Here is a 25,247-nt window from a genome sequence, read left to right as displayed (position 1 = left end):
GTCGGAGGGCTTACACAAAGTGTGAGGTGCTTCGACCTTTTTAGTTAAGAAGACTAGTCTTTTGAGATTTGATAAAGAATTTGAAGTTAATACAATATTTTGGACGTAATAAATGTTATGAAAGCATTATTCTTAATTTGTCTGTTTGTAATGACTACTTCTGTTTTTGCACAAGAAACTGAGGGGAATATTTCGTGGACTGCAGATAATGGAAATGGTACCTATACGAATCCATTATTTTATGATGAATTCTCTGATCCGGATATAATTAGGGTTGGAGATGATTTTTATTTAGCGGGAACAACAATGCACGCTACTCCAGGTTTAGTAATTCTGCATTCAAAAGATCTGGTTAATTGGAAATTCATGAGTTATTGTTTTGACCGTTTCAATATGGGGGATGAATTTAAGCTGGAAAACGGGAAAGAAGCATATGGACAGGGTATATGGGCACCTTGTATCCGTTATCATGATGGTAAATTTTATGTTTTCAGTAATATAAATGGGCATGGACTACAAGTGTTTATAGCTGAGAATCCAGCTGGGCCTTGGAAACATATTAATATAGGCGGTCGCATTTATGATCTTTCTGTTTTGTTTGATGATGATGGAAAAATATATGCTGTATATAAGTATAATGAAGTGCATTTAATTGAAATGAAACCGGACCTTACAGGTTTTGTGGAGGGTAGTGAGCGTGTAATTATTCCGGCAGGGAATGCCATGGGAGAAGGACATCATTTTTATAAAATAAACGGTAAGTATTTTATTATCAGTGCAAATTATGCTCCTGTTGGACGTATGCAATGTGCGCGTGCCGATCGGCCTGAGGGACCCTACGAAACGGTTACTATCAGTGCTAAAGAAACAATGGGAACACGGCGTGTGCATTCAGTGAATAATGTCGGATTAGGTAGTCCTGTACCGGAAGATGGTTTTGATTTTAAAGTTTCGGGTGATGATGGCAATTATTTTAGTGCTGTGCCTTTGCATCAAGGAGGAATTGTAGATTTACCTAATGGTGAATGGTGGGGAATTTCTATGACCGACTTTCGTGCTGTGGGGCGAACGGTCTGTTTGTCGCCCGTGACATGGGCAGATGGTTGGCCATATTTTGGATTGCCGGGTAATTTAGGACGTACTCCGCGTACTTGGTTTAAACCGAATGTAGAGTCAGTATCGCTTCCTCATGCTCCTTATGTTCGTAGTGATAACTTTGATAATGATAAACTTTTACCCATTTGGCAATGGAATCATGAACCTGTAGATAAGAAATGGGCATTGAAAAATGGTAAGTTACGTTTGCAGACTATGCCTGCACGAAGTTTCCTTTGGGCCAAGAATACGTTGACACAACGTTGTATTGGTCCTGTGTCTACCGCTACTGTGGAGTTGGACGCTTCTAGTTTGAGAGATGGTGATGTGGCAGGTTTAGGATTGCTAAATATGCCTTATGCGTGGTTAGGAGTAGTATGTACAGGAAAAGCAAAGGATCTTGTAATGAAGGTACAACAAGGAAATAAAACAATTTCATTACAGAGGCAGATGGAGGTGAATGATCCTGCGTACAAAGGAACTGTTTATCTGAGAATTGCGGTGGACTTAGATGCTGATTTAGCCCAATTCTATTATAGTTTGACTGGAAGTGAGTATGAAAAAGCTGGTGAAAAAGTGTTGCTCCCTTATCAATTAAAGACGTTCCAAGGATCGCGTTATTCTCTTTTTGCATATAATGAGAAGGAAAGAGAGGGAGGATATGCTTGTTTTGATAATTTTGTAGTTGACGAACCAATGTCAGATCGGACTTCTAACCTGCCAATAGGGAAAGTTATAAGTTTGTGCAATTTGTCTAATGGTACTTATGCTTGGGCTAATCCGCATGGGATGCTTCATTCTGCAGGTAAAGGTAGCCGTGAATACCAGAATGGAGGATGTTTTTTCAAGGTGCATGATCGCGGTAAAGGTCGTATTGCTTTAGAAGCGATGAATGGCACTGGGTTCCTGACTGTTGTAGGGGCAGGATTGTCAGCGGATGTGCGTATGATGGAAAAGGAGAGTGATGCAAGTCTCTTTTTATGGCAAGATATGCTTCGTGGACAATGTATGCTTTTATCCTTGAGCACGAACCGTTATATTGGCATTGATCCTGTAACCGGTGAACCATATGGTGCTGATTGGACAGGCTGTCGCCCGGACAGAAAAGATGGGACCGTGTTCAAATGGACAGTTATAGATAGTGATGGAAGTGTGAAAAAGACGGAAAAAAGTGCAACTTATTAATAATAGTTCGGCAGGAAAAAAATAGAATCTTGCCGAGCTTTTTCTTTTTTACTTCATCAATGTTTATTTTGAGTTCTGAAGTTCAATTTTATGTTTTTGAAGAAGAAGAGCCCCTTTTAATTCGAAAAAAATGCATTTTTTGCTCATGATGTAACATGAACGAATGTATTTGTAACATTCTTTTTGGGTTAATTGCTCGAAGTTGCTTTACTTTGTAATTGTCTTCAGGACGAAAAGGTTGAAAGTCGGAAGAACTGTTTTATAGGAAAAAAATATATAATAAATATTGAAGTGAATACCATGAAAAAGAAATTATTGTTTACGACTGTTGCTTGTGCGTGTGCGGCAGTCTTGTGCCCTCTTGCAGCACAAAACCCGATAGTACAGACGTGCTATACGACCGATCCGGCTCCTATGGTACATGATGGTACTCTTTATGTTTATACCGGACATGATGAAGATCGTGCCGACTTTTTCTGGATGCAGGAATGGCGGGTTTATTCTACTACCGATATGGTGAATTGGACTGACCACGGATCCCCTCTTGCGATTGAATCGTTTGAATGGGCAGATGATCGGGCTTGGGCTGCGCAATGTATAGAACGTAATGGAAAGTTCTATTGGTATGTTTGCCTTCATTCCAAGTTGACCAATGCGATGGCTATTGGGGTGGCTGTTGGTGATAGTCCTACTGGCCCTTTTAAAGATGCAATTGGGAAACCGCTTTGTGATGGCAGTTGGGATTATATAGATCCTACTGTTTGGATTGATGATGATGGACAGGCTTATCTTTATTGGGGAAATCCTAATGTTTACTACGCAAAGTTGAATGATGATATGATCTCCATAAAGGGTGAAGTCGGTAAAATAGAACAAACTGTTGAAAGTTTTGGTGCTCCTAATCCTGAAAAAAGGGTAAAAGGACAGAAATATAAAGATATCTATACCGAAGGTCCTTGGTTGCATAAGCGCAACGGAAAATATTATCTGCTTTATGCGGCAGGCGGGGTACCAGAACATATTGCATATTCTATGGCAGATGCACCGTTGGGGCCTTGGAAATATATGGGTGAGATAATGCCTTTACAGGATACAGGCTCTTTTACGAACCATTGCGGTATTATTGATTATAAAGGCAATTCGTACTTCTTCTATCATACAGGTAAATTGCCAGGTGGGGGAGGCTTTGGTCGAAGTGCTGCGGTAGAACAATTTACATTTAACGACGATGGAACATTCCCTATTATTAACGCCACAAAAGAAGGAGTGAAGCCTGTTGGAACTTTGAATCCTCGTCAACGTGTTGAGGCGGAAACTATTGCTTTCAGTGAAGGGTTGAAAACAGAGCCGAATGGTGATAATGGGGTATATGTTTCGGAAATTCATAACGGTGATTATATAAAAGTGCGTGAGGTCGATTTCGGCAATCAATCACCTCGTCGGTTTATTGCTTCTATTAGCAGTGCGTTGCGTGGTGGAACATTGGAGGTTCATTTGGATAGTATTCGTGGGGAACAGATCACAGAAATAAAAGTACCTCATACGGGAGGTTGGGAGCGTTGGATGACAGTTGAGGCTTCTTTGCAAAAACAGGCAACAGGCTTACATGATGTATATTTTGTGTTTAAAGGCCGGAAAGGTTGCAAGCTCTTCAATTTTGATTGGTGGCAATTCTCGGATGAAGAGGCACAAGATATAATGAAAGATACGCAAGCGGCTGTTACCAATGTGCCAGGTTATGAGTATCCTCGTCTTGATAATGAACGTCGTGCCCATTTCCGCTTTTATGCTCCAGCCTGTAGTAGGATGCAGGTCGATATCTGTGGTAAGAAATATGATATGCAAAAAGATGCCAAAGGCTTCTGGACGGCGACTACCGATCCGTTGGTAGTAGGTTTTCATTATTATTTCCTTATTGTAGATGGCGTGCAGGTTTGCGATCCGTCAAGTGAAACATTCTTTGGTTGTTGTCGTGAATCAAGCGGTATCGAAGTGCCCGAAGGTGAAGAAGGCAATTATTATCGTCCGCAACAAGGAGTACCTCAGGGGCAGGTTCGTTCGGTTTCTTATTATGCAGAAAGTCAGAAATCCTTCCGTCGTGCCATGGTCTATACGCCAGCCGAATATGAGACTTCAGGAAAGAAACGTTATCCTGTTCTTTATTTGCAACATGGAATGGGTGAAGATGAAACAGGATGGAGTACACAAGGCCGTATGCAATTCATTATGGACAATCTGATAGCCAGTGGTAAATGTGTACCTATGATTGTAGTGATGGAGAGTGGTGATGTTAAGGCTCCTTTTGTACCTCGGCGAGGTAAAAATGTGAATAATGAACGTAACCTTTATGGAGCTTCGTTCTATGATGTGATTCTGAAAGACTTAATACCGATGGTTGACAAAACGTTCCGTACTAAATCTGACCGTCAGAATCGTGCTATGGCAGGATTGTCTTGGGGAGGACATCAGACTTTTAATACCGTATTGCCTAACTTGGATATGTTCTCTTACTTGGGTACTTTTAGTGGAGCCCTTTTCGGCGTTGATCTGAAAACTTGTTTCAATGGAGTATTTGCTGATGCCAAGAAGTTCAATAAACAGGTAAATTATATGTTTATGGGATGCGGATCGGAAGAGAATTTTGGCACAGAAAAAATGGTTAACGAACTGAAAAGAATGGGCATTGAGGTAGATTTTTATGAATCACCAGGCACTCATCATGAATGGTTGACTTGGAGACGTTGCCTGAAAGAGTTTTTGCCTCATTTGTTTAAAAAATGATAGTCTCTGAAGAGTAGATTACCGGTTATTTGTTTAATTTTGCTTCATTCTCTATACTAAAGTATTGCATTGTCAATGATAGTATTCTTGTCGCTTGAAAAGAGGAAACTTATAGAGGTTTAGTCAATGTTTTAACGAGGAAAAGTCAATCCTTTTGCAAGAATAAAATAATGCTTGGATAGAGGTGAAGCAAATGTTGACAGTTTTTTATGTGAATGAAAGAGCCCTGTCAGGTGTTGAAAGAGCTATGAATATTTTACACAAACATCAATATATAAATATGAAAGGCATCCATCAAATAGTTTTCTTACTGTTTGTTTGTGCAGTTAATATGATGGCACAAAATCCAATTATCAGAGATCATTTCTCGGCTGATCCTACAGCACGGGTATTCGAAGGTAAAATGTATCTTTATCCTTCTCATGATATTCCCAGCCCAATTGAACGGCTGAAGGAGTGGTTCTGTATGGCTGATTATCATGTGTATTCGTCCGACGATTTAGTCGATTGGACAGATCATGGAGTGATTGTGACTCAAAATCGTGTTCCTTGGGTTCAGCCAGATTCCTATTCCATGTGGGCTCCCGATTGTGTCTATAAAGATGGGAAATATTACTTTTATTTTCCTTCTACTCCGCGAGGAGAGGGAAAACGTGGTTTTGCAGTAGGGGTAGCCATTGCTGATAAACCTTATGGACCGTTTGTGCCACAACGCCGCGCGATAGAAGGAGTAAATGGTATAGACCCTTGCGTCTTGGTCGATCGTGATGGGCAAAGTTATATCTATTGGGCAGGACGGGGATTACAGGTTGCAAAGTTGAAAGAAAATATGGTAGAACTGGCTTCGGAGCCGATGCAAATAGAGGGAATGCCTGACGGTTTTAAAGAAGGTCCTTTTGCTTTTGAACGAAATGGAAAGTATTATTTTACTTTTCCATGGGTGAAGGATAAGACAGAGACGCTGGCTTATGCCATGGGAGACAGTCCTATGGGGCCATTTGAATTCAAAGGTATTATTATGGATGAATCTCCTTCAGGCTGTTGGACCAACCATCATTCTATTGTGGAGTATAAAGATCAATGGTATCTTTTTTATCATCATAACGATTATTCTCCTGAGTTTGACAAAAATCGTTCGGTCAGAATTGATTCTTTGTCCTTCAATGCTGATGGGACAATTCAGAAAGTAATACCGACCTTGCGTGGTGTAGGCATTACAAAAGCCCGATCGAGAATTCAGATAGACAGATATAGCCAGATAAGTCCTACGGGTGTTTCCATTTCATTTATCAATAATAGTAATAAGTTTGAAGGATGGAAAAGTGTTTTTACCCGGAAAAAGGCTTGGATACGTTATAATCGGGTAGATTTTGGAAAAGAACCTGTTGCGACGATACGTGTGCGTGCTAAATCTGAAAAAGGGGCTACTTTATTGCTTAGTACATCCGAAGGAAGTAGAATAGGACAAATTTCTATACCTAAAAGCTCTGATTGGATGGAGGTTACGACAACAGTCGAGAATGCTCCTACTGGCATTTGCGATTTGCAATGCAGCCTTTTAAAAGGAGGACAAGTGGAAATTGATTGGCTTGGGTTTGATGCTTTGCCTTGGGATAAAGGGGCTTTTGCAACACGGAAATATCGGAATTTGTTTGCTGAATTAGGATATAAGGAAACAGATATCAATGCAAAGATAACTTCTGTTTTTAATGATTTATTCTCAGGTCCGAATAAAATTTATTTTGAGGTAGGTGATTCATTAGCTTATATATCTGACCTGAAGAATCATGATGTCCGGACAGAAGGAATGTCGTATGGTATGATGATTGCCGTACAGTTTGACCGACAAGACATCTTTGATCGATTGTGGCGTTGGAGCAAAAAATACATGCAACATCAGGATGGCCCGTTGAAAGGCTATTTTGCCTGGAGTTGTCAGACTGACGGGAAACGCAATGCGCAAGGGCCAGCTTCTGATGGAGAATTATATTATGTAACTTCGCTTATTTTTGCATCCAATCGTTGGGGAAATGATACCGGGATAAATTACTTGGCCGAGGCTCAGAATATATTAGACTGTTCTATGCAAAAAGCTGGGATGGATCGGGTATCGCCCTTGATTAATTTGCAACATCAGCTGATAACTTTTACACCTGATCCATGGGGTGGGAGCTTTACCGACCCATCTTATCATGTTCCGGCTTTTTATGAGGTCTGGGCGCGTTGGGCAGAAGATGGACGGAGCAGTTTCTGGCGTGAATGTGCCGAAAAGAGCCGTGCATATTTACGGAAGTGCATCCATCCTATTACAGGCTTGAATCCGGATTATTGCAATTATGATGGAACTTTACTTGGCAGTAACAGAATCATAGGTGATGCTTTCCGTTTTGATTCATGGCGTGTTCCTATGAATATTGCTTTGGACTATTCATGGGCATGTGCCGATAAGGAATGGCAACAATCCTATGGGAATAGAATTCAGAACTTCTTGTATGCCGAAGGGATTGATACTTTTGTTGACCAGTATAATGTTGATGGCACCCAGGTAAATGAGATTCTTGGTGCAGGAGGATATAAGAAACTCCGTCATTCGTTAGGTTTGGTTGCTACATCGGCGGCAGTTTCATTAGTTTGTACTCATAGTAAAATCTGTGATTTTATTGATCGGCTGTGGAATGCAGAACATGTACCCTATGATGATGGATACTTTGATGCTTATTACGATGGGTTATTACGTTTGTTTGCATTTATGCATTTAAGTGGCAAGTATCAGATTATTTTTCCCAAAGAATGATAGTAATCTTATAGTTAATATGAGAAAAACATTAATATTTAAGTTATGAATGCGAAGAAAATATTATTAATGTGTTTGGTTGGTATGTGTGCTGTTTTTTCAGCTTATGCCCAACGCACATTTGTTTATGAAGGAAATCCGTTAATAACAGATAAGTTTACAGCCGATCCAGCTCCGTTGGTGCATGATGGCAAATTATATTTATATGTCGGTCATGATGAGTACTATGATGGTCAGGATACGGCATCGGGCGGAAAGGAGTTTAATATAACGGAATGGCTTTGTTATTCTACGGAGGATATGAAGACGTGGACCGATCATGGTTCTGTATTGCGTCCGACCGACTTTAAGTGGGCAGTGGGTGAGGCCTGGGCTTCACAGGTTGTTGAAAAAGATGGCAAATTTTATTATTATACGACAGTTCAGGGAGGAGGAAAATATACAGGAAAAGCGGTTGGCGTGGCTGTTGCTGATACGCCTGTTGGTCCGTTTGTAGATGCTATAGGAAAGCCATTGGTAAGTGATGATATGACGTCCAACGGAGCACGTGGCTGGTGGAATGATATCGATCCGACCGTGCTGATTGAAAAGAACGGACAGGCTTGGTTGTGCTGGGGAAATGGTACATGTTTTATGGCTAAACTGAAGCCGAATATGATTGAACTGGATGGCGAGATTAAAGTTATTGATTTGCCCAAGTATGTAGAAGGTCCTTGGCTTCACGAACGTAATGGTATCTATTATCTGACTTATGCTTCCATGGGGAAAGGGCGTGAAAATATATCTTATGCTACATCGAAAAGTATGGAAGGACCGTGGGAGTATCAAGGTGAACTTACAGGTATGGCGGAAAACAGTTTTACTATTCACCCGGGTATTGCTGAGTTTAAAGACAAGTGGTATTTGTTTTATCATAATGCTGTGCTTACTATTGATGGTCATAAAGGAGCTATCGGACGCCGTTCAGTTTGTGTGGATGAGCTCTTTTACAATGAAGACGGTACAATGAAGTATGTTGAGCAAACCCGTTCCATCTCTTCTCCTAATGGAAAGATACAATTAAAGTATACAACAAGTGCAGAAAACCATTTTTCTTTTGATGTGAATTACATGGATGCGAAGGGGCAACATGAAATATTGTCTATACCTGTTATCGGCATGTATACGCAGGATGGAGGAGGACGTGGGTTGATACTGAAAAGTGTTAGTCAACCCCGTCTTGTAAAAGAAGATTACACAATGCTAACAGGAAAGCGCAAGCACTGTTTCAATGAAGGATTTGAATATGTATATTTGTTTACTGATTCTCTTCACCGTGAACTGAGATTGAACTTCCGTCTTTATAATGATGGTATTGCTTTCAGGTATGAGTTACCCAAACTTAATCAGACGGTTCTTTCCGAGGAACTTACTACTTATCGTATTACTGAGGGAACAAAACGTTGGATGCAAAAATATAACTCTGGGTATGAGGATTTTTTTCCAATGACTACAATAGGCGAGAACTCTAATCATCATTGGGGGTATCCGGCACTGATTCAAACGGCCGATGATGTTTGGACCTTGATTTCAGAAGCAGGTATTGACCGACAGAATAGCGCCTCTTCTTTGAAAAATGAACAACTTGTTACTGATTATAAGGTATGTCCTGCTGAGAATACAAAGCCAATTACTGGAAATTGGACTTCACCATGGCGTGTAATGATCATCGGATCGCTGGCTGATGTTGTTGAATCTACTCTGGTCACTGACGTGAGTGCTCCCTGCATTTTGGAAGATACTGACTGGATTCATCCAGGGAATGTCTCATGGATATATTGGGCCTATAATCACGGATCCAAGGATTTTCAGATAGTGAAAAAATACATTGATATGGCTGCTAAGTTGAAATGGCCTTATGTATTGATTGACTGGGAATGGGATGTGATGGAAAATGGTGGCACAATTCAAGATGCATTGAAGTATGCAGAGCAACGTGGTGTGCGTACTCTTTTGTGGTATAATTCTTCTACGGCTTGGATAAACAACGGTGCAGCCGGTCCACTGTTTAAGTTGAATTCTCCGGAAAATCGCGAAAAAGAATTTGCTTGGCTGGAAGAAAATAAGGTGGCAGGAGTAAAAATCGATTTTTTTGCGGGTGATACGGAAGAAACAATGGCCTATTGCCTGGATCTGTTAGAGTCAGCTGCCAAACATCATTTGCTTGTGAATTTTCACGGTGCAACAATTCCGCGTGGGTGGCAGCGTACATATCCTAACCTGATGTCGGTAGAAGCTGTTTACGGTGCAGAATGGTATAATAATGCTCCTGTACTTACCAATAAAGCTGCTTCTCATAACACTACTTTACCGTTTACGCGCAATGTGGTAGGTCCTATGGATTATACTCCTTGCACTTTCTCTGATTCACAGCATCCGCATATTACGACACATGCACACGAGCTGGCATTGATGGTTGTGTTCGAATCGGCCTTACAACATTGGGCTGACCGTCCGGAAAGCTATCTGATACAACCTGAATCAGTGAAGAATTTTATGGGGCAACTGCCTACAGTGTGGGACGATACACATTTGATTTCAGGTTATCCCGGTGAATATGTTGTGATGGCTCGTCAAAAGGGTGATGCTTGGTATATTGCAGGGCTGAATGGTACTGATCAGGAAAAAATGTTGGACCTCGATTGGAAATTCCTTAAGAATGGTAAGTATCAGATTACTCTGTTTCAAGACAGTGGTAATAAGGAACAGCAGTGGAAAGTATCGTCTGAAGTAAAAGATTTATCTCAGCTTCCCAACCAGATGAACAGTTTGGCACGTGGAGGTTTTGTAGCAGTAATTAAACCAACCAATTAAATATAAAATACGAAAAATGAATAAAAGTACAATTTTATTATGTTCTTGTCTTTTGTGGACGGCCTCGGCCTTTGCCATAGAGAAAAATGTTTCCAGTCCTGATGGAAAAGTAGTTGTAGCAGTGTCCGATGAGGGCGGAGCTCCATCCTATAGTGTAACATACAATGGCATACCTTTTTTGCTGAAGTCTCCTTTGGGAATAGAGACAAATCTGGGGAATTATACGTCTCAGATGGAGTTGTCTTCAGCATCAGAAAATCAGGCTCTGAATGAAACATACCAGTTGCCGAATATTAAGCAGAGTCATGTAGAATATCAGGCCAATCGTCAAGTCTTTACATTCTCAAAAGATGGAAAGAAAATTTATGATGTCATATTTCAGGTAAGCAATCGGGATGTTGCTTTCAGGTATAAACTCTATCCGCAAAAGCAGACTTTGTGTTGTGTGGTACTAAAGGAAGCTACTGGCTTTACAATGCCGCAGGGAACGACTACATTCATGTGTCCGCAAAGTAAGCCGATGGGAGGTTTTGCACGGACTTCTCCAAGTTATGAAACAGGCTATACTCCCGATGATGCGATAGGCAAGAACGGCTGGGGAGAAGGATATACCTTCCCTTGTCTGTTCCGACTGAATGAAAACGGTTGGGTGTTGATTTCCGAGACTGGAACGGATGGTGGCTATTGTGGCTGCCGTTTGCTGGGTCAGGAGAATGGACTTTATACGATAGGTTTCCCGCAAGAAGGCGAGATGAATGGAAATGCTTCTGTCTATCCGGGTATGGCATTACCAGGCGAAACTCCTTGGCGTACGATTACGTTAGGCGAGACGTTGGCTCCGATTGTAGAGACTACTGTAGCTTTTGATGTGGTAAAGCCTAAGTACGAAGCTTCTAAAAAATATGAGTATGGTAAAGGCTCGTGGAGTTGGATAATTGGTATGGATGTAAGCACCAACTATGAAGAACAGCTTCGTTACATCGATTTTTCGGCAGCAATGGGTTATCAGTCAGTTTTGATTGATGCTCTGTGGGATAAGCAGATAGGATATGATAGAATTGAAGAATTAGCCAAATATGGTGCCAAGAAGGGGGTTGCTCTTTACCTGTGGTATAATTCAAATGGTTATTGGAACGATGCTCCGCAAAGTCCACGTGGCATTATGGATAATGCTATTGCCCGTCGTCGCGAAATGGCTTGGATGAAGGAAGTGGGCATCAGAGGTATAAAAGTCGATTTCTTTGGTGGTGATAAACAAGCCACGATGCAACTTTATGAAGATATATTGGCTGATGCAAACGATTATGGTCTGTTAGTCATTTTCCATGGTTGTACTTTGCCTCGTGGTTGGGAGCGTATGTATCCTAATTATGCAGCAAGCGAGGCTGTACTGGCGAGTGAAAACTTGCATTTTTCTCAAGGAAGTTGCGATGCTGAAGCGTTTAATGCCTGTTTGCATCCTTTTATCCGCAACACGGTAGGTAGCATGGATTTTGGCGGAAGTGTTTTGAACAAATATTATAATGCGAAGAACGAACCAAGAGGAAGCCGTCGTGTAACATCAGATGTATTTGCTTTAGCAACAGCTGTTCTGTTCCAAAGTGCCGTACAGCATTTCGCTTTGGCTCCAAATAATCTGACCGATGCGCCTGCGTGGGCTATTGATTTCATGAAACAAGTGCCTTCTACCTGGGATGAAGTCCGTTTCATTGACGGTTATCCTGGTAAATATGTTGTTTTGGCTCGTCGTCATGCCGATAAGTGGTATATTGCAGGTATCAGTGCACAAAAAGAAACATTGAAGTTGAAAATCAAATTACCCATGTTTACTGCTGGGGAAGAACTTCAATGCTACAGTGATGACAAGAAATTGGAGGGTAGTGTGAAATCCTTTAAGTTGAACAAGAAACAAGAAGTCGAAATCACAATACCTGAAAATGGAGGATTGGTCATAACCAAATAACTAAGTGAGAAAAGCAATGATGAATAAATGTATATTGACAAGTTGTGTTGCTTTGCTATGGTGCCTGCTTTTGCAGGCACAGGGCAACCCTTGGAATAATTCTGTGGTATCTCCTAAAGTTGGTTCGAATGGTGAAGTTACATTTGCTATTCAGGATGCTCATGCCAGGCGAGTCGAGTTGAGCGGTCAGTTTATGGACGGACTCCGTTCGCTGACAAAAGGTGAGAATGATGTTTGGAGCGTTACAGTAAAGATTGATAAGCCGGACATTTATCCGTATTCATTTATTGTGGATGGTGTGCAAGTGGCCGACCCAAGCAATATGCTTTTGTTTCCGAATGAGCGTTTCAAGGCCAGTTTGCTCGAAATGCCCGATTCGTCAGCATTATATACGGTGAACGATGTGCCTCATGGCAAAGTGTCATATTGCATTTATTCATCTAATGTATTGGGCATGAACCGTCCGTTGCTGGTTTATACACCAGTGGGTTATGAAGCTTGGAAAAAACAATATCCGGTATTATATTTAGTCAGCGGAACGACCGATACGGAGGAAACCTGGTTTAAAGTAGGACGTGTAAATACGATATTGGATAATCTGATAGCTCAGGGAAAGGCCGAACCGATGATTGTAGTCATGCCTTATGGCTATATGATGAACGGCACTCCTATGCCATCGTCGATGGAGGCTGCAGAAATGTATACTGTATTTTCGGAGGAGATGGTTAAGTGTGTCATTCCTTTTGTTGAGTCTTCTTTCCGTGTACGTACCGATAGGGAAGGACGTGCCATTGCCGGTTTTTCCCGAGGAGGAGGGCAGTCTTTGTTTACTGCGTTTTCTCATTTGGATAAATTTGCCTGGCTGGCATCATACAGTGCTTATCTTACTCCGCAAGTAATGGACCATTATTTCAAGGAACTGATGGTTCCTTCTTTATCTGAGTCGAAGTTGAAATTATTATGGTTCGGTGTAGGAAAGTCTGACTTCTTATATCAGGACGTGATAAAGAATCTGGATTATTTTGACAATAAAGGTATTCGTTATAAAAGTCTGATTACCGAAGGTGGACATACATGGATGAATGCCCGTACGTATTTGGCTGAGACGGTGCAGCAGTTTTTTAAGTGATTTATGTCTGGCCACTTGGTTTATTTGGATTTACCCTAATCAGACTGAAAGTTTACTACTGATAAACTGTGAGTTTATTACTAATAAACTGGCGATTTATTACTGATAAACTGACAGTTTACAACTGATAAAACAAAATAAACCGTTATGCTTTTATGAATCAGGTATTTAGTTCGGATCAGCTGGCAGAATGGCAGACAGATGAAACTTTAGTTGAATGGAAAATAGTTTTTTGAATATGAAAAAGATATTGATAGCTTTATTCGTTTGTTTAGGAGGATGTGCATTGCTTCATGCACAGGGATTTCCTCAAAGTCGCATTGTGACTGATACAATTTATAGTGAAGTATTACAGGCTAAACGGGCATATACTGTGTTTTTGCCGTTGAGTTTCGATATGGATACTCAAAAGCAGTACCCTGTTCTGTACCTGTTGCATGGCATGTGGGAAAACAACTCCGTATGGGCTAATCGCGGTCATGTAAAAGATGTTATGGACAGATTGACCGCCAGTGGCGAAGCTTGTGAAATGATCATCGTAACTCCTGATGCGGGTGGTGGCAATCCGGAAGTTTTTCAGAATGGCTATTTTGATATGCCGGGCTGGAAGTACGAAACATTCTTTTATACGGAATTCCTGCCTTTCATTGAGAAAAAATATCGTGTGATAGGCGATAAACAGCATCGTGCTATCGCAGGTCTTTCGATGGGTGGCGGTGGTGCCACGGTTTATGGTCAGCATCATACAGATATGTTTTGCGCAGTGTATGCCATGAGTGCTCTGATGAGCATTCCTGAACAGGGAGCAGCCCGTTATGATAATCCCGATGGTAAATTGGCCATTCTGACACGTTCGGTCATCGAAAACAGCAGTGTGGATTATGTACTCAAGGCTGATGAAAGTCGTAAAGCCAACTTGCGTTCAGTAGTTTGGTATGTAGATTGCGGTGATGATGATTTCTTGCTCGATCGTAATATTGAGTTTTATCAGGCGATGCGGAATGCAGGCATACCTTGTCAGTTCAGAGTACGTGATGGCGGTCATGATTGGGAATATTGGCATTCGGCATTGTATCAGTGCTTGCCGTTTGTAAGCCGGATGTTCTTAAGATAAGTGTTACAAATTTGATAAGTCGACAGATATGAAAAATAAAAGTTTGTATGGATTGATTGCTATCCTTTTCTTCACATTCCTTTTTCCAGTAAAGGGGGAATGTGCTGAAAAGGAAAAGCAATCTGAAACAAAGAGTATAGATGTACTTATACAAGGCGATACACTTCGTTTGCTTCCTTTAGCCGATAATGCCGTCAGGGTGCAATATAAGAAGGGCGAATCGCGCAAGTTGCCTGAATGGGTATATGTAGGTACGTCATGTCCTCAGTATAAAGTGAAAGAGAACAAGGAAACAGTTGAAGTACAATTGGAACAGATGTCGGTAATTTGCGAAAAGCTGAGTGGACGCCTGACTTTCCTGAATAAAAAAGGTCAGAAGATTGTTTCAGAAATTGATACGAAGCTGAGTCCTGCTGTTATACAGGGAGAAAATACCTATTGTGCAGAATTGCATATAGACTCCCCGGAAGACGAAGCTTTGTTCGGGTTAGGGCAATTTCAAGATGGATATTTGGACGTGCGTGGACTTTTAAGAAGATTGACACAAGTTAACACCCAGATTTCTATTCCTTTTTTCTATTCAAGTCGTGGTTTCGGACTGTTGTGGAACAATTATGGTATGACCGAATTTAATCCAGCCGATCAGAAAGTCGAGTTTCAGAAAAAAGGTGCGGTGGGGGATAAGGTTACTGTAAATGTCACTTCAACAGAAGGTGGAAAAGCAGAAGTACGCGAAAGCAATGTCTTTGTTTCTACATTGACTGTGTCGGAAAAAGGTAAATATGTATTGTTGCTGGATGTCGGACAGAAAATGGCCAGAAGCCATCACCTGGAAATTGATGGAAAGAAAGTGTTAGAGATGAAGAATCTCTGGCTTCCGCCTACAGCCTCTACCATTGTCGAATTGGAAGCTGGTACTCATCAGTTGCAAGCTCGTCTGGAAAAGGATGACAAACCTGTTGTATATTATAAAAAAGTAGATAACGAAACTGTGCTTCGTTCGCCCGTAGCAGCATGTGTCGACTATACCATATTTATAGGTGAGGCAGACGATGTTATTGCTTCTTATCGGAACTTGACAGGTAACGCTCCTCTGATGCCTCAGTGGGCATTGGGATATATTCATTGTCGGGAACGTTTCCATTCGCAGGATGAAATATTGGCTACAACAAAGAAATTCCGTGAAAACAAACTGCCGCTGGACCTCATTGTTCAGGATTGGCAATATTGGGGACGTTACGGATGGAATGCCATGCGTTTTGATGAAAGTTTCTACCCGGATCCTAAAAAACTGGTAGACGAATTACATGCGATGAATACTCGTTTGATGCTTTCTGTATGGTCTAAAATCGATCCGCAAAGTGAGGTCGGTAAGGAAATGATGCAGAAAGGATATTATATCGATCAGACGTCGTGGATTGACTTTTTTAATCCGAATGCTGCGGCTACTTATTGGAGTAATTTCAGTAACCGCTTACTGAAACCTTATGGTATAGATGCCTGGTGGCAGGATGCTACCGAGCCGGAAAATGACGATTTGGAGGGAAGAAAGGTGATGGATAATACTTTGCCGGGTGAGTTTGTACGTAATATTTATCCGTTGATGGTCAACAAGACGGTGTATGAAGGTAGTCGGAAAGATGCTCCTGAACATCGTACAATGATATTGACCAGAAGTGGCTTTTCCGGAATACAGCGTTACGGAGCTGCCTTATGGTCAGGGGATGTTGGAAATGATTGGGAAACATTACGAAGACAAATCACTGGCGGACTTAGCCTTATGACTTCCGGAATACCTTGGTGGACTTATGATGCTGGTGGTTTTTTCCGTCCGTATAACCAATATAACGATCCTCGGTTCCATGAGCGTTTTATCCGTTGGCTGCAAATATCAACTTTCTTGCCTTTGATGCGTGTTCATGGATATATGACTGATACCGAGTTTTGGAATTACGGTGAGGAGGTTGTTCGCCTGGCAAGTTATTCTTTGAATCTGCGTTATCGACTTTTGCCATATATCTATTCGGAAAATGCAAATATTGCTTTACGGGGTGGAACACTGATGCGTCCGTTAGTGATGGATTTTCGAACAGATCCGGAAGCGCTGAAACAAAAGTATCAGTATATGTTTGGGCCTGCTCTGCTGGTAGTTCCTGTTGTGGATGAGAATATAAAGGAACAGGAGGTGTATTTGCCTGAAAACAAAGGTGGCTGGTATGATTTCTATACGGGACAGAAAATGGAAAAGACCTCTGGAAATGTTCGTGTACCTGTCGTGATGGAGCATATTCCAGTTTTTGTAAAAGCAGGTTCTGTATTACCCTTGTCCGAAGCTTGTCAATATTCGGGTGAAGTGGCTAATAAGCCTTGGGAAATCAATATTTATCCGGGAGCAGACGGCAAGTTTGAAGTATACGAGGACGAAGGTATCAATTATGAGTATGAAAAAGGGAAATATGCTACGTTTACAATCGAATGGAAAGACAAGCAAAATAAAGTGATTTTGCATCCGCGTAAGGGAAATTATTCAGGAATGCCCGTTCAGCGTAATCTGAAGATTGTGAAAATGGATCCTACGTCTAAAGATGGAAAGATTGTAAAGGAGATAGTTTATAACGGTGAAAAGCAAATTATAAAATTATAAGATATTATGAAGAAGTTAAAAGCTTTGCTATGCATGTCATTGTTGAGTGTGGCAATGGTTGCACAGGATAAGGACTTCCATGTTTATCTTTGTCTGGGACAATCGAATATGGAAGGCAATGCAAAAATTGAGGCACAAGATACTTGTGGCGTTGACGAGCGGTTTAAGGTAATGGCTGCAGTCGACTGTCCTGACTTGGGACGGCAACAGGGTGAATGGTATACGGCTGTTCCTCCTTTAGCTCGTTGCTATACAGGGTTGACTCCTGCCGATTATTTCGGTCGTACGATGGTAGCCAATCTTCCAACGAGAATCAAGGTCGGAGTCATCAATGTGGCTGTAGGTGGTTGCAAGATTGAGCTGTTTGATAAAGATCATTATAATGAATATATTGTTTCGCAGCCCGACTGGATGAAAAACATGGTGAAAGAATATGGAGGTAATCCTTATGGCCGTTTAGTCGATTTGGCTCGTCAGGCGCAGAAGCAAGGTGTCATTAAAGGCATTTTGTTACATCAGGGAGAATCGAATACGGGTGATAAGGAGTGGCCTCGGAAAGTGAAGAAAGTATATGAAAATCTGTTGAGTGATCTCAATCTGAAGGCTGAAGATGTTCCCTTGTTGGCTGGAGAGGTGGTACATGCTGATCAGAAGGGAGCTTGTGCCAGTATGAATGCAATTATAGATACATTGTCGCGAGTGATTCCTACTGCTCATGTTATTCCCTCGGCTGGATGTCCGGTTGCAAAGGACCATTTACATTTTACCGCAGAAGGTTATCGTATATTGGGTACTCGCTATGCATCTACCATGTTGTCTTTATTGGGATATGATGCTTTACGCGATGAAACCATGGGCCCACGGATGAAATTGTGGTATACGCATCCGGCACGTAATTGGACTGAGGCGCTTCCTTTAGGTAATTCCCGTCTTGGAGCAATGATCTTTGGAGGTGTTGGCAGTGAAGAACTACAGTTGAATGAAGAAACGTTCTGGGCAGGAGGTCCTTATAGTAATAACAATCCGAAAGGGCGCGAAGCTTTACCCAAAATACGTGAATTGATCTTTCAGAATAAGTTTGGCGAAGCCCAAAAGATGATCGATGATAACTTCAATACTCCTCAAAACGGTATGCGTTATCTGACGTTAGGCAGTTTGTTCCTCAACTTTCCGGGGCATGAAAATCCGTTGAATTATTATCGCGATCTGGATATAGAGAAAGCGGTTGCCACGGTTCGGTACGAGGTTGATGGAGTGGTATATAAACGTACAGCCTTTTCTTCTTTTACAGACGATGTGATTATTGTCCGTATTGAAGCAGACAAGGAAAAAGCTTTGAACTTTTCGGTAGCTTATAAATGTCCGTTAGAATCAGTTATATCGGCCAAGGGTAATAAACTTACTATGCAATGCAAAGGCTGCGAGCAAGAAGGTATTCCAGCAGCTTTAAATGCCGAATGCCAGATACAGGTGAAAACTAATGGTAAGGTGAAAGGGGATGGTGAGAAATTATCAGTTTCCGATGCTACTACAGCAACATTGTACATATCGGCTGCCACCAATTTTATAAATTATAACGATGTCAGCGGTAATGCGTCCAAACGTGTTGCCGATAAAATGAAGAAAGCCCTTAAGGTATCATATGCAGATGCTTTGGCTTCCCATACAGCTGCTTATCAGAAACAGTTCGGGCGGGTATCGTTTACACTTCCGTCTACCGATGCTTCAAAAAAAGAAACCGATATACGTGTACGTGACTTCAATAAGACTGATGATCAGAATCTGACAACGTTGCTTTTCCAGTACGGGCGTTATTTGTTGATTTCTTCTTCACAGCCAGGAGGACAACCGGCCAATCTGCAAGGATTATGGAATCAAAGCATGTATGCTCCATGGGATAGTAAATATACTATTAACATCAATACAGAAATGAATTATTGGCCTGCTGAGGTAACCAATCTTTCTGAGACGCACGAACCTTTGTTTAAGATGCTGACAGAATTGGCTGTGAAAGGAGGAGAAACCGCACGTGAACTTTATGGGGCTAAAGGATGGGTTGCTCATCACAACACAGATATATGGAGGGCATGTGGTCCTGTAGATGGAGCTTATTTTGGTATGTGGCCTAATGGTGGAGCTTGGCTGGCTCAACATCTGTGGCAGCATTATCTTTTTACCGGTGATCAGGCTTTTCTGAAACAATACTATCCGATATTAAAAGGTACTGCAGATTTTTATATGAGCCATCTTGTAGAGCATCCGAAATATGGCTGGTTAGTGACCGCTCCGTCTATGTCGCCCGAACATGGTTATGCCGGTCCTAGTAGCATTACGGCTGGATGTACTATGGACAATCAGATAGCATACGATGCTTTATATAATACTTTATTGGCTACCCGTACGTTGGGTGGAGATAAAGCTTATGCCGATTCTTTGGAACAGACATTACGGCGTTTGCCGCCTATGCAGATCGGTCGTTACAATCAGTTGCAGGAATGGCTTGCCGATGCAGATGATCCGAAAGACCAGCATCGTCATATTTCTCATTTGTATGGACTTTATCCGAGCAATCAGATTACTCCTTCTCAAAGTCCTTTGCTGTTTCAGGCTGCACGTAATACGTTGCTTCAGCGTGGTGATATGGCTACTGGCTGGAGTATTGGTTGGAAGATTAATTTCTGGGCACGTATGCTCGATGGTAATCATGCGTACCGTATCATACGAAATATGCTTTGCCTGTTGCCTGGTGATGATAAACAAAGGGAATACCCTGAGGGACGTACTTATCCCAACCTTTTTGATGCTCATCCACCTTTCCAGATTGATGGTAATTTCGGTTATACGGCGGGAGTTGCCGAGATGCTTTTGCAGAGTCACGATGGAGCAGTTCATTTGTTGCCGGCTGTACCTGAAGAGTGGAGTGAGGGTGCTGTAAAAGGTTTAGTTGCTCGTGGAGGTTTTGAAGTTGATATGGATTGGGAAGGCGGACAGCTGCTTCAAGCAAAGATTCATTCCCGCATTGGAGGAGTGTTACGCCTGCGTTCATATGTACCATTGAAAGGAAAAGGTCTGAAAGTTGCAGAAGGGGCATGTCCTAACCCATTGAATGCTCCTGTTACACTTTTGACCAAGCCTTTGGTTTCTAAAGAACTGAAATCGCCAGAACAACCAATATTATATCAAATTTATGAATATGATATCGAAACACAACCTGGTGAAGAGTATATTGTAGAACGTGAATGAGAGATCTGATCCTTTATTTTAGAAAAAGATAAAATATAAAAAGAACCATATTAAGCTCAATGTGAGTAAAATATGGTTCTTTTTGTATTATGCCGTAACAACTATGGTTTTATTTTTCAGCTTTTTCCTCTTTGTCGCTATCTGCCTTTTCTTCTATATTCTCTTCTTTTTGATAACGTTCCATATATGCTGACGGTGATATGCCGAAAAGCTCTTTGAATGAGGTTGAAAAATAAGTGGTACTGGTAAATCCGGTCATTATCGCTACTTCTGTAATGTTACGGTGTTTATCAGCCAACAAAGCAGCAGCTTGTTTCAGACGCAAATTTTTTATCAGTTCACGTGGAGCTTGGTTAGTCAGTTCCTTTAATTTCCGATGCAGATGCACACGGCTGATTCCAACTTCTTGCGCTATCATTTCAACATTCAGATCTGGGTTACCGATGTTATCATTTATCATTTTCATTACACGGTCAAGTAGTCTCTCATCGGGCGAATCTGCATCAATCTTTTGCAGGCGTTCTTCCTGCTCTTGATTGCCAGTGAAGTTATTTTTCAGAATCTCACGGCTCCTAATGAGGTTGGTGACAGTTCTTTTGAGAATTTCGATACTAAAAGGTTTCATGATATAGGCATCTGCTCCCATTTCCAAGCCTTCCAAATTGTCTTCTTCGCGTGTTTTGGCTGTCAGCAGTATCACTGGTATGTGGTTGATATTGATATTCTGTTTTATTTTTCGGCATAAAGTAAGTCCATTCATTTCCGGCATCATGATGTCGCTGATGACAAGATCTGGAGGTGTTTTTGCAAAAATCAGATTCATGGCCTCTTTCCCGTTGGGGCACTCTTTTACATGAAATTCTGTACTTAATTCCTGAGCGATGTATTGTCTTATCTCCTTGTCGTCTTCTACAATAAGAACCTGATATTTGGTTTTAGTTCTGGGTTTGTTCTTATCGTTTTCTTCTTCATATTCAAAGCCTGCAGGCAGAGTGTTGGAAGTTGATTCCGATATGATAATATCTTCCGATGGCGTATCATCTATTTCTTCTGCTTTCAAGTGTTTTCTGCCTATGGGAAGGCGGATAATGAAGTGGCAGCCAGGTCCTTTGACATTATTTTCTGCCATGATAATACCGTGGTGGAGTTCCACCAGTGAGCGCGTCAGGTGAAGTCCTATTCCACTGCCTATAGTCGACTTGGTCTGACTGTTTCGTATTTGGTAAAAACGGTCAAATATACGTTCAATATCCTCTTGTTTGATGCCAATGCCTGTATCTTCTATGATAATTTCAAAATAATGCCGCAAAGCAGGTTGGGCACTTTCTGGATCTTCGCCTGTATGTAGGTAGATAGATATTTTTCCATTTTCAGGAGTAAATTTGAATGCATTTGACAGTACATTCAGTATGATTTTATCAAAGTTCTTGGGATCTATCCAAGCGTTCAGCATTTCGAAATCAGGTTGGAATATAAATTCGATATGTTTAGCATTAGCCTGATATTCAAAAGTCTGGTATTGATCGCGTATAAAGGAAACAATATCTGTTTCATGGAATTTTAGCTGCATTTGTCCTTTATCGATTTTCCGGATGTCCATAAGCTGGTTTACCAGATGCAGAATTCGTTCGGCATTACGATAGATCATTTTATATGTCTGTTGCCGTGTTTCGTCTGTATCGTTGGTTATAAGTTTTTGTAATGGACTGATGATAAGTGACATCGGCGTCCGTATCTCATGCGAGATGTTGATAAAGAATTGCAGTTTGGCTTCGTGTAGCTGTTCGTTATGGATATGTTCAAGCATCTTTTGACGTGCGATGTAGCGTTGTCGTACTTGATATGCAATAGTACCGATAACTGCACAGACTATGATCACATAAATAATTTGTGCCCACCAGGATGAATACCAGGGTGGGGAAATGATGATAGTTATTGCTTTGATATCCGAATATGAATTATAATCTTTCGATTTTACTTGAAATTTATATTTGCCGGGAGCCAAATCGCTGAACGAAACTCGATTACTTCCTTGTTGTAGATTGACCCAATGGCTATTGTTGAAGCTATATGCATAACTGATTCGTTCGGGGCTGTAGAATTCCATGGCCGAGAACTCAATACTGAAAGAATTGTCTTTATGAGACAGATGGAAAGTTGTTGCATCGGGAACAGATGCTTTTACAATATCATATCTGCCTGATTTCATCCCCAATCTTACTTGGCGGTCGTGGATATAGAAATCTGCAATGCGGATTTCTGGCTTTTTATTGTGATTGATGATTTTTAGAGGGTCAAAGATGGTTACTCCTCCTGTTCCGCCGAATATCAGTTTGTTTTCTGTGGCAAAGGCGGTTCCTTTGGTAAATTCATTACCTTGTAATCCATCGCTAGCGTAGAAATTTACGAAATTGTTTGCTTTTTTATCGAAATGGGATATTCCGAAGTTTGTACTGATCCATAGATGATCTTCTGAGTCTCCTTTTATCGCTGAAATGGAGTTACTTGGTAGTCCATCCTTCATACCATATTCTTTGATTTCTCCAGTTTCGGGAGTCAGACAGCGCAATCCTTGTGCCGTTCCTATCCAAATTAGTCCTTCTGCATCTTCGTAAAGTGCGTAAATGACTTCGCCTGTCAGAAGTCGGTTCACTTTGTACGTTGTAGCAAAATTCATGGTAGGTATGTCGAGACAGCCCAAACCGTCATAAGTACCTATGTATAGTTTATCATTACGGGTATGGAGCAGACAGTTTATCCATCTGTTGTGCAGCATATTGCCGTCTGAGCGATATTCCAATCCGTTTTGTGGACTGGGGCAGGTGTATATTTCACCTGTTTTGAGGCTGATACGGTAAAGGCCGGTACCCATCGTTCCTATCCATAACTGTTGGTGATTGTCTTCAACGATGCTGTATACACTTTGTACTTTCTCGCCATTGGGCAGTTTCAATTTTACGTAGTCGCAATGTCCGTTGTGTGGATTCATTTTTGCCAGTCCATCGCGATAAGATCCTAGCCATAAGTCATGCTGGGAATCTTCATAAATGCTCATTAAGGTTGGAGAAACGGAATGAGAATCGTTTGAGGGGGTGAAGTGCCGGCAGCTCGAAGCATTAGAGCTAATGCCATAAATACCGTCGTTATCGGTTCCTACCCATAGCGTTCCGTCATGCGACTGGCATACCGACATGACACAGCTGGACCCGATGATATTTTGGGTCGATGATTTGTAACCAATATAGTTGAAATTGTTGATAATAGTGGGCACTATCATAACTCCTTTTTGGAATAATCCCAGCCAGATATTTCCCTGTTTATCTTTTAGAATAGAATGTACTTTAGATTTTTTGAAATCGAAGCTGACTGTATTGATATTGCCTTCTTCAATGGTTTGTTTTTCGGTGTTGTAGATTCTAAGTCCATTTCCGTCTGTACCGATATAGATTTTATTCTCTATCGGATAAAGGGTTTTGATAGGAAGTGGAGTTTTGTTATATGAAATATGTATGAGCCTTTTTTGCTTGCGGTCGTATCTGAACAGGCCATTTTTCAGGCAGCCTATATATAAGTCCCCTTTATTGTCTTCACAAATGCTTGATGGCCAAATAATTCCATCAGAACTATTATAGTTGGATATTTTTTTATTTTTGTTTATGTGGAATATTCCTTTATCATGTGTGACTATCCATAATGCCTCGTCATGGTCCTCGTATACATAGTCTACTAAGTAGCTAGGTACTAAATCCAATTGCTGTAAGGCTTCTTTTTTTTCCTGAGCTGGATTAATAATAAATATGCCGTGTCCTGAAGTTCCTATGACAATATCACCATTTTTACGCTCTATGATAGAAGAAATATTGGCATTTCCATAGTAGTCGCCTGTCGTGAATTTCATGGGAATTGTTGTAAACGATTCGCGTGCACGGTCATACAGCTGAAGTCCTGTCAAGGTACCCACATAAAAATTGTCTTTGCTGTCTTCGAACATAATGCGGGTATAGTTATTCTTTAGTGTGTTTTCGTTTTGAGGATCATTTTTGTAGACTGTGAATTTTGCTGCGTCGTAGCGGTTCAGTCCGTCTTCAGTTGCTATCCATACAACTCCTTCTTTGTCTTGATAGACACTATTTATCATGCTGCTCGACAATTCTTTGTCTGCGGTAAATATTTTGCCTTCTTGTCCGTAGCAAACGATTGCTATACAAAAATAGAGTAATAGAATATGTACTTTCTTTATCATTTTCCCAATATTAACTTTGCAAAGATAAAAAAAGGTGGGTGTCGAGACAAAGGAAAAACAAGTTTTCAGTGTTGTTTCTACAGGCTATTTTTTATTTTTATCCGATTGTCTTTCATCTTTGTATGTGAAGTAGCTTTCTTCCTTAAATAAACTATTTATGCGAATTGACGGTTGAAAATGTTTTTTGTACAATTTGAGGATAT

The 25,247-nt window shown here is 41.1% G+C and carries 10 protein-coding genes and 1 pseudogene; 10 read left to right on the top strand and 1 reads right to left on the bottom strand.

Translation table 11 applies throughout. The features are described from left to right. The first annotated feature begins 117 nt into the window (after window positions 1-117). The 10 genes and pseudogenes from BQ5591_RS15570 to BQ5591_RS15530 all read left to right on the top strand — a co-directional run bounded on the left by BQ5591_RS15570 (window position 118) and on the right by BQ5591_RS15530 (window position 20,801). Window positions 118-2,280: a glycoside hydrolase family 43 protein gene (locus BQ5591_RS15570; protein ID WP_071150769.1), complete on the top strand. Its 2,163-nt coding sequence runs from the start codon at window positions 118-120 to the stop codon at window positions 2,278-2,280. Between the two features lie 300 nt (window positions 2,281-2,580). Continuing rightward, a complete protein-coding gene (locus BQ5591_RS15565; RefSeq protein WP_083381001.1) occupies window positions 2,581-5,061 on the top strand; it encodes a family 43 glycosylhydrolase in 2,481 nt (826 codons plus the stop codon). 280 nt (window positions 5,062-5,341) lie between these two features. After that, a complete protein-coding gene (locus BQ5591_RS20935) occupies window positions 5,342-7,855 on the top strand; it encodes a glycosyl hydrolase family 8 (RefSeq protein WP_083381055.1) in 2,514 nt (837 codons plus the stop codon). 69 nt (window positions 7,856-7,924) lie between these two features. Then, window positions 7,925-9,607: pseudogene (locus tag BQ5591_RS22215) on the top strand (glycoside hydrolase family 97 N-terminal domain-containing protein); the annotation flags it as partial. Next, window positions 9,608-10,708, top strand: coding sequence for a glycoside hydrolase family 97 catalytic domain-containing protein (locus tag BQ5591_RS22210; protein WP_394331821.1), 1,101 nt, complete (start codon window positions 9,608-9,610; stop codon window positions 10,706-10,708). 16 nt (window positions 10,709-10,724) lie between these two features. Then, window positions 10,725-12,671 carry a glycoside hydrolase family 97 protein gene (locus BQ5591_RS15550; protein WP_071150028.1) on the top strand — a complete coding sequence of 649 codons (1,947 nt, stop codon included), beginning with the start codon at window positions 10,725-10,727 and terminating at the stop codon, window positions 12,669-12,671. 16 nt (window positions 12,672-12,687) lie between these two features. Then, a complete protein-coding gene (locus BQ5591_RS15545; RefSeq protein WP_113740891.1) occupies window positions 12,688-13,800 on the top strand; it encodes an esterase in 1,113 nt (370 codons plus the stop codon). Window positions 13,801-14,038: 238 nt separating this feature from the next. After that, window positions 14,039-14,914 (top strand): alpha/beta hydrolase, encoded by an 876-nt coding sequence (locus BQ5591_RS15540; RefSeq protein ID WP_071150027.1) that lies wholly within the window; start codon window positions 14,039-14,041, stop codon window positions 14,912-14,914. A gap of 28 nt (window positions 14,915-14,942) precedes the next feature. Then, window positions 14,943-17,558, top strand: a complete 2,616-nt coding sequence (locus BQ5591_RS15535; RefSeq protein ID WP_071150026.1) for a glycoside hydrolase family 31 protein — start codon at window positions 14,943-14,945, stop codon at window positions 17,556-17,558. 6 nt (window positions 17,559-17,564) lie between these two features. Beyond that, window positions 17,565-20,801: a glycosyl hydrolase family 95 catalytic domain-containing protein gene (locus BQ5591_RS15530; protein WP_235817098.1), complete on the top strand. Its 3,237-nt coding sequence runs from the start codon at window positions 17,565-17,567 to the stop codon at window positions 20,799-20,801. 109 nt (window positions 20,802-20,910) lie between these two features. On the opposite strand, the gene BQ5591_RS15525 is transcribed toward BQ5591_RS15530, so the two are convergent. Continuing rightward, the gene (locus BQ5591_RS15525) at window positions 20,911-25,044 is read right to left on the bottom strand and encodes a hybrid sensor histidine kinase/response regulator transcription factor (RefSeq protein WP_071150024.1); all 4,134 of its coding nucleotides are present in this window, start codon (window positions 25,042-25,044) and stop codon (window positions 20,911-20,913) included. Window positions 25,045-25,247 lie beyond the last annotated feature (203 nt).

Origin of the sequence: Bacteroides ndongoniae, from assembly GCF_900108345.1 — a bacterium.
GTDB classification, from domain to species: Bacteria; Bacteroidota; Bacteroidia; order Bacteroidales; family Bacteroidaceae; genus Bacteroides; species Bacteroides ndongoniae.
The sequence above is the reverse complement of the archived record's forward strand: the minus strand, read 5'-3'. Positions and strand labels throughout refer to the sequence as shown.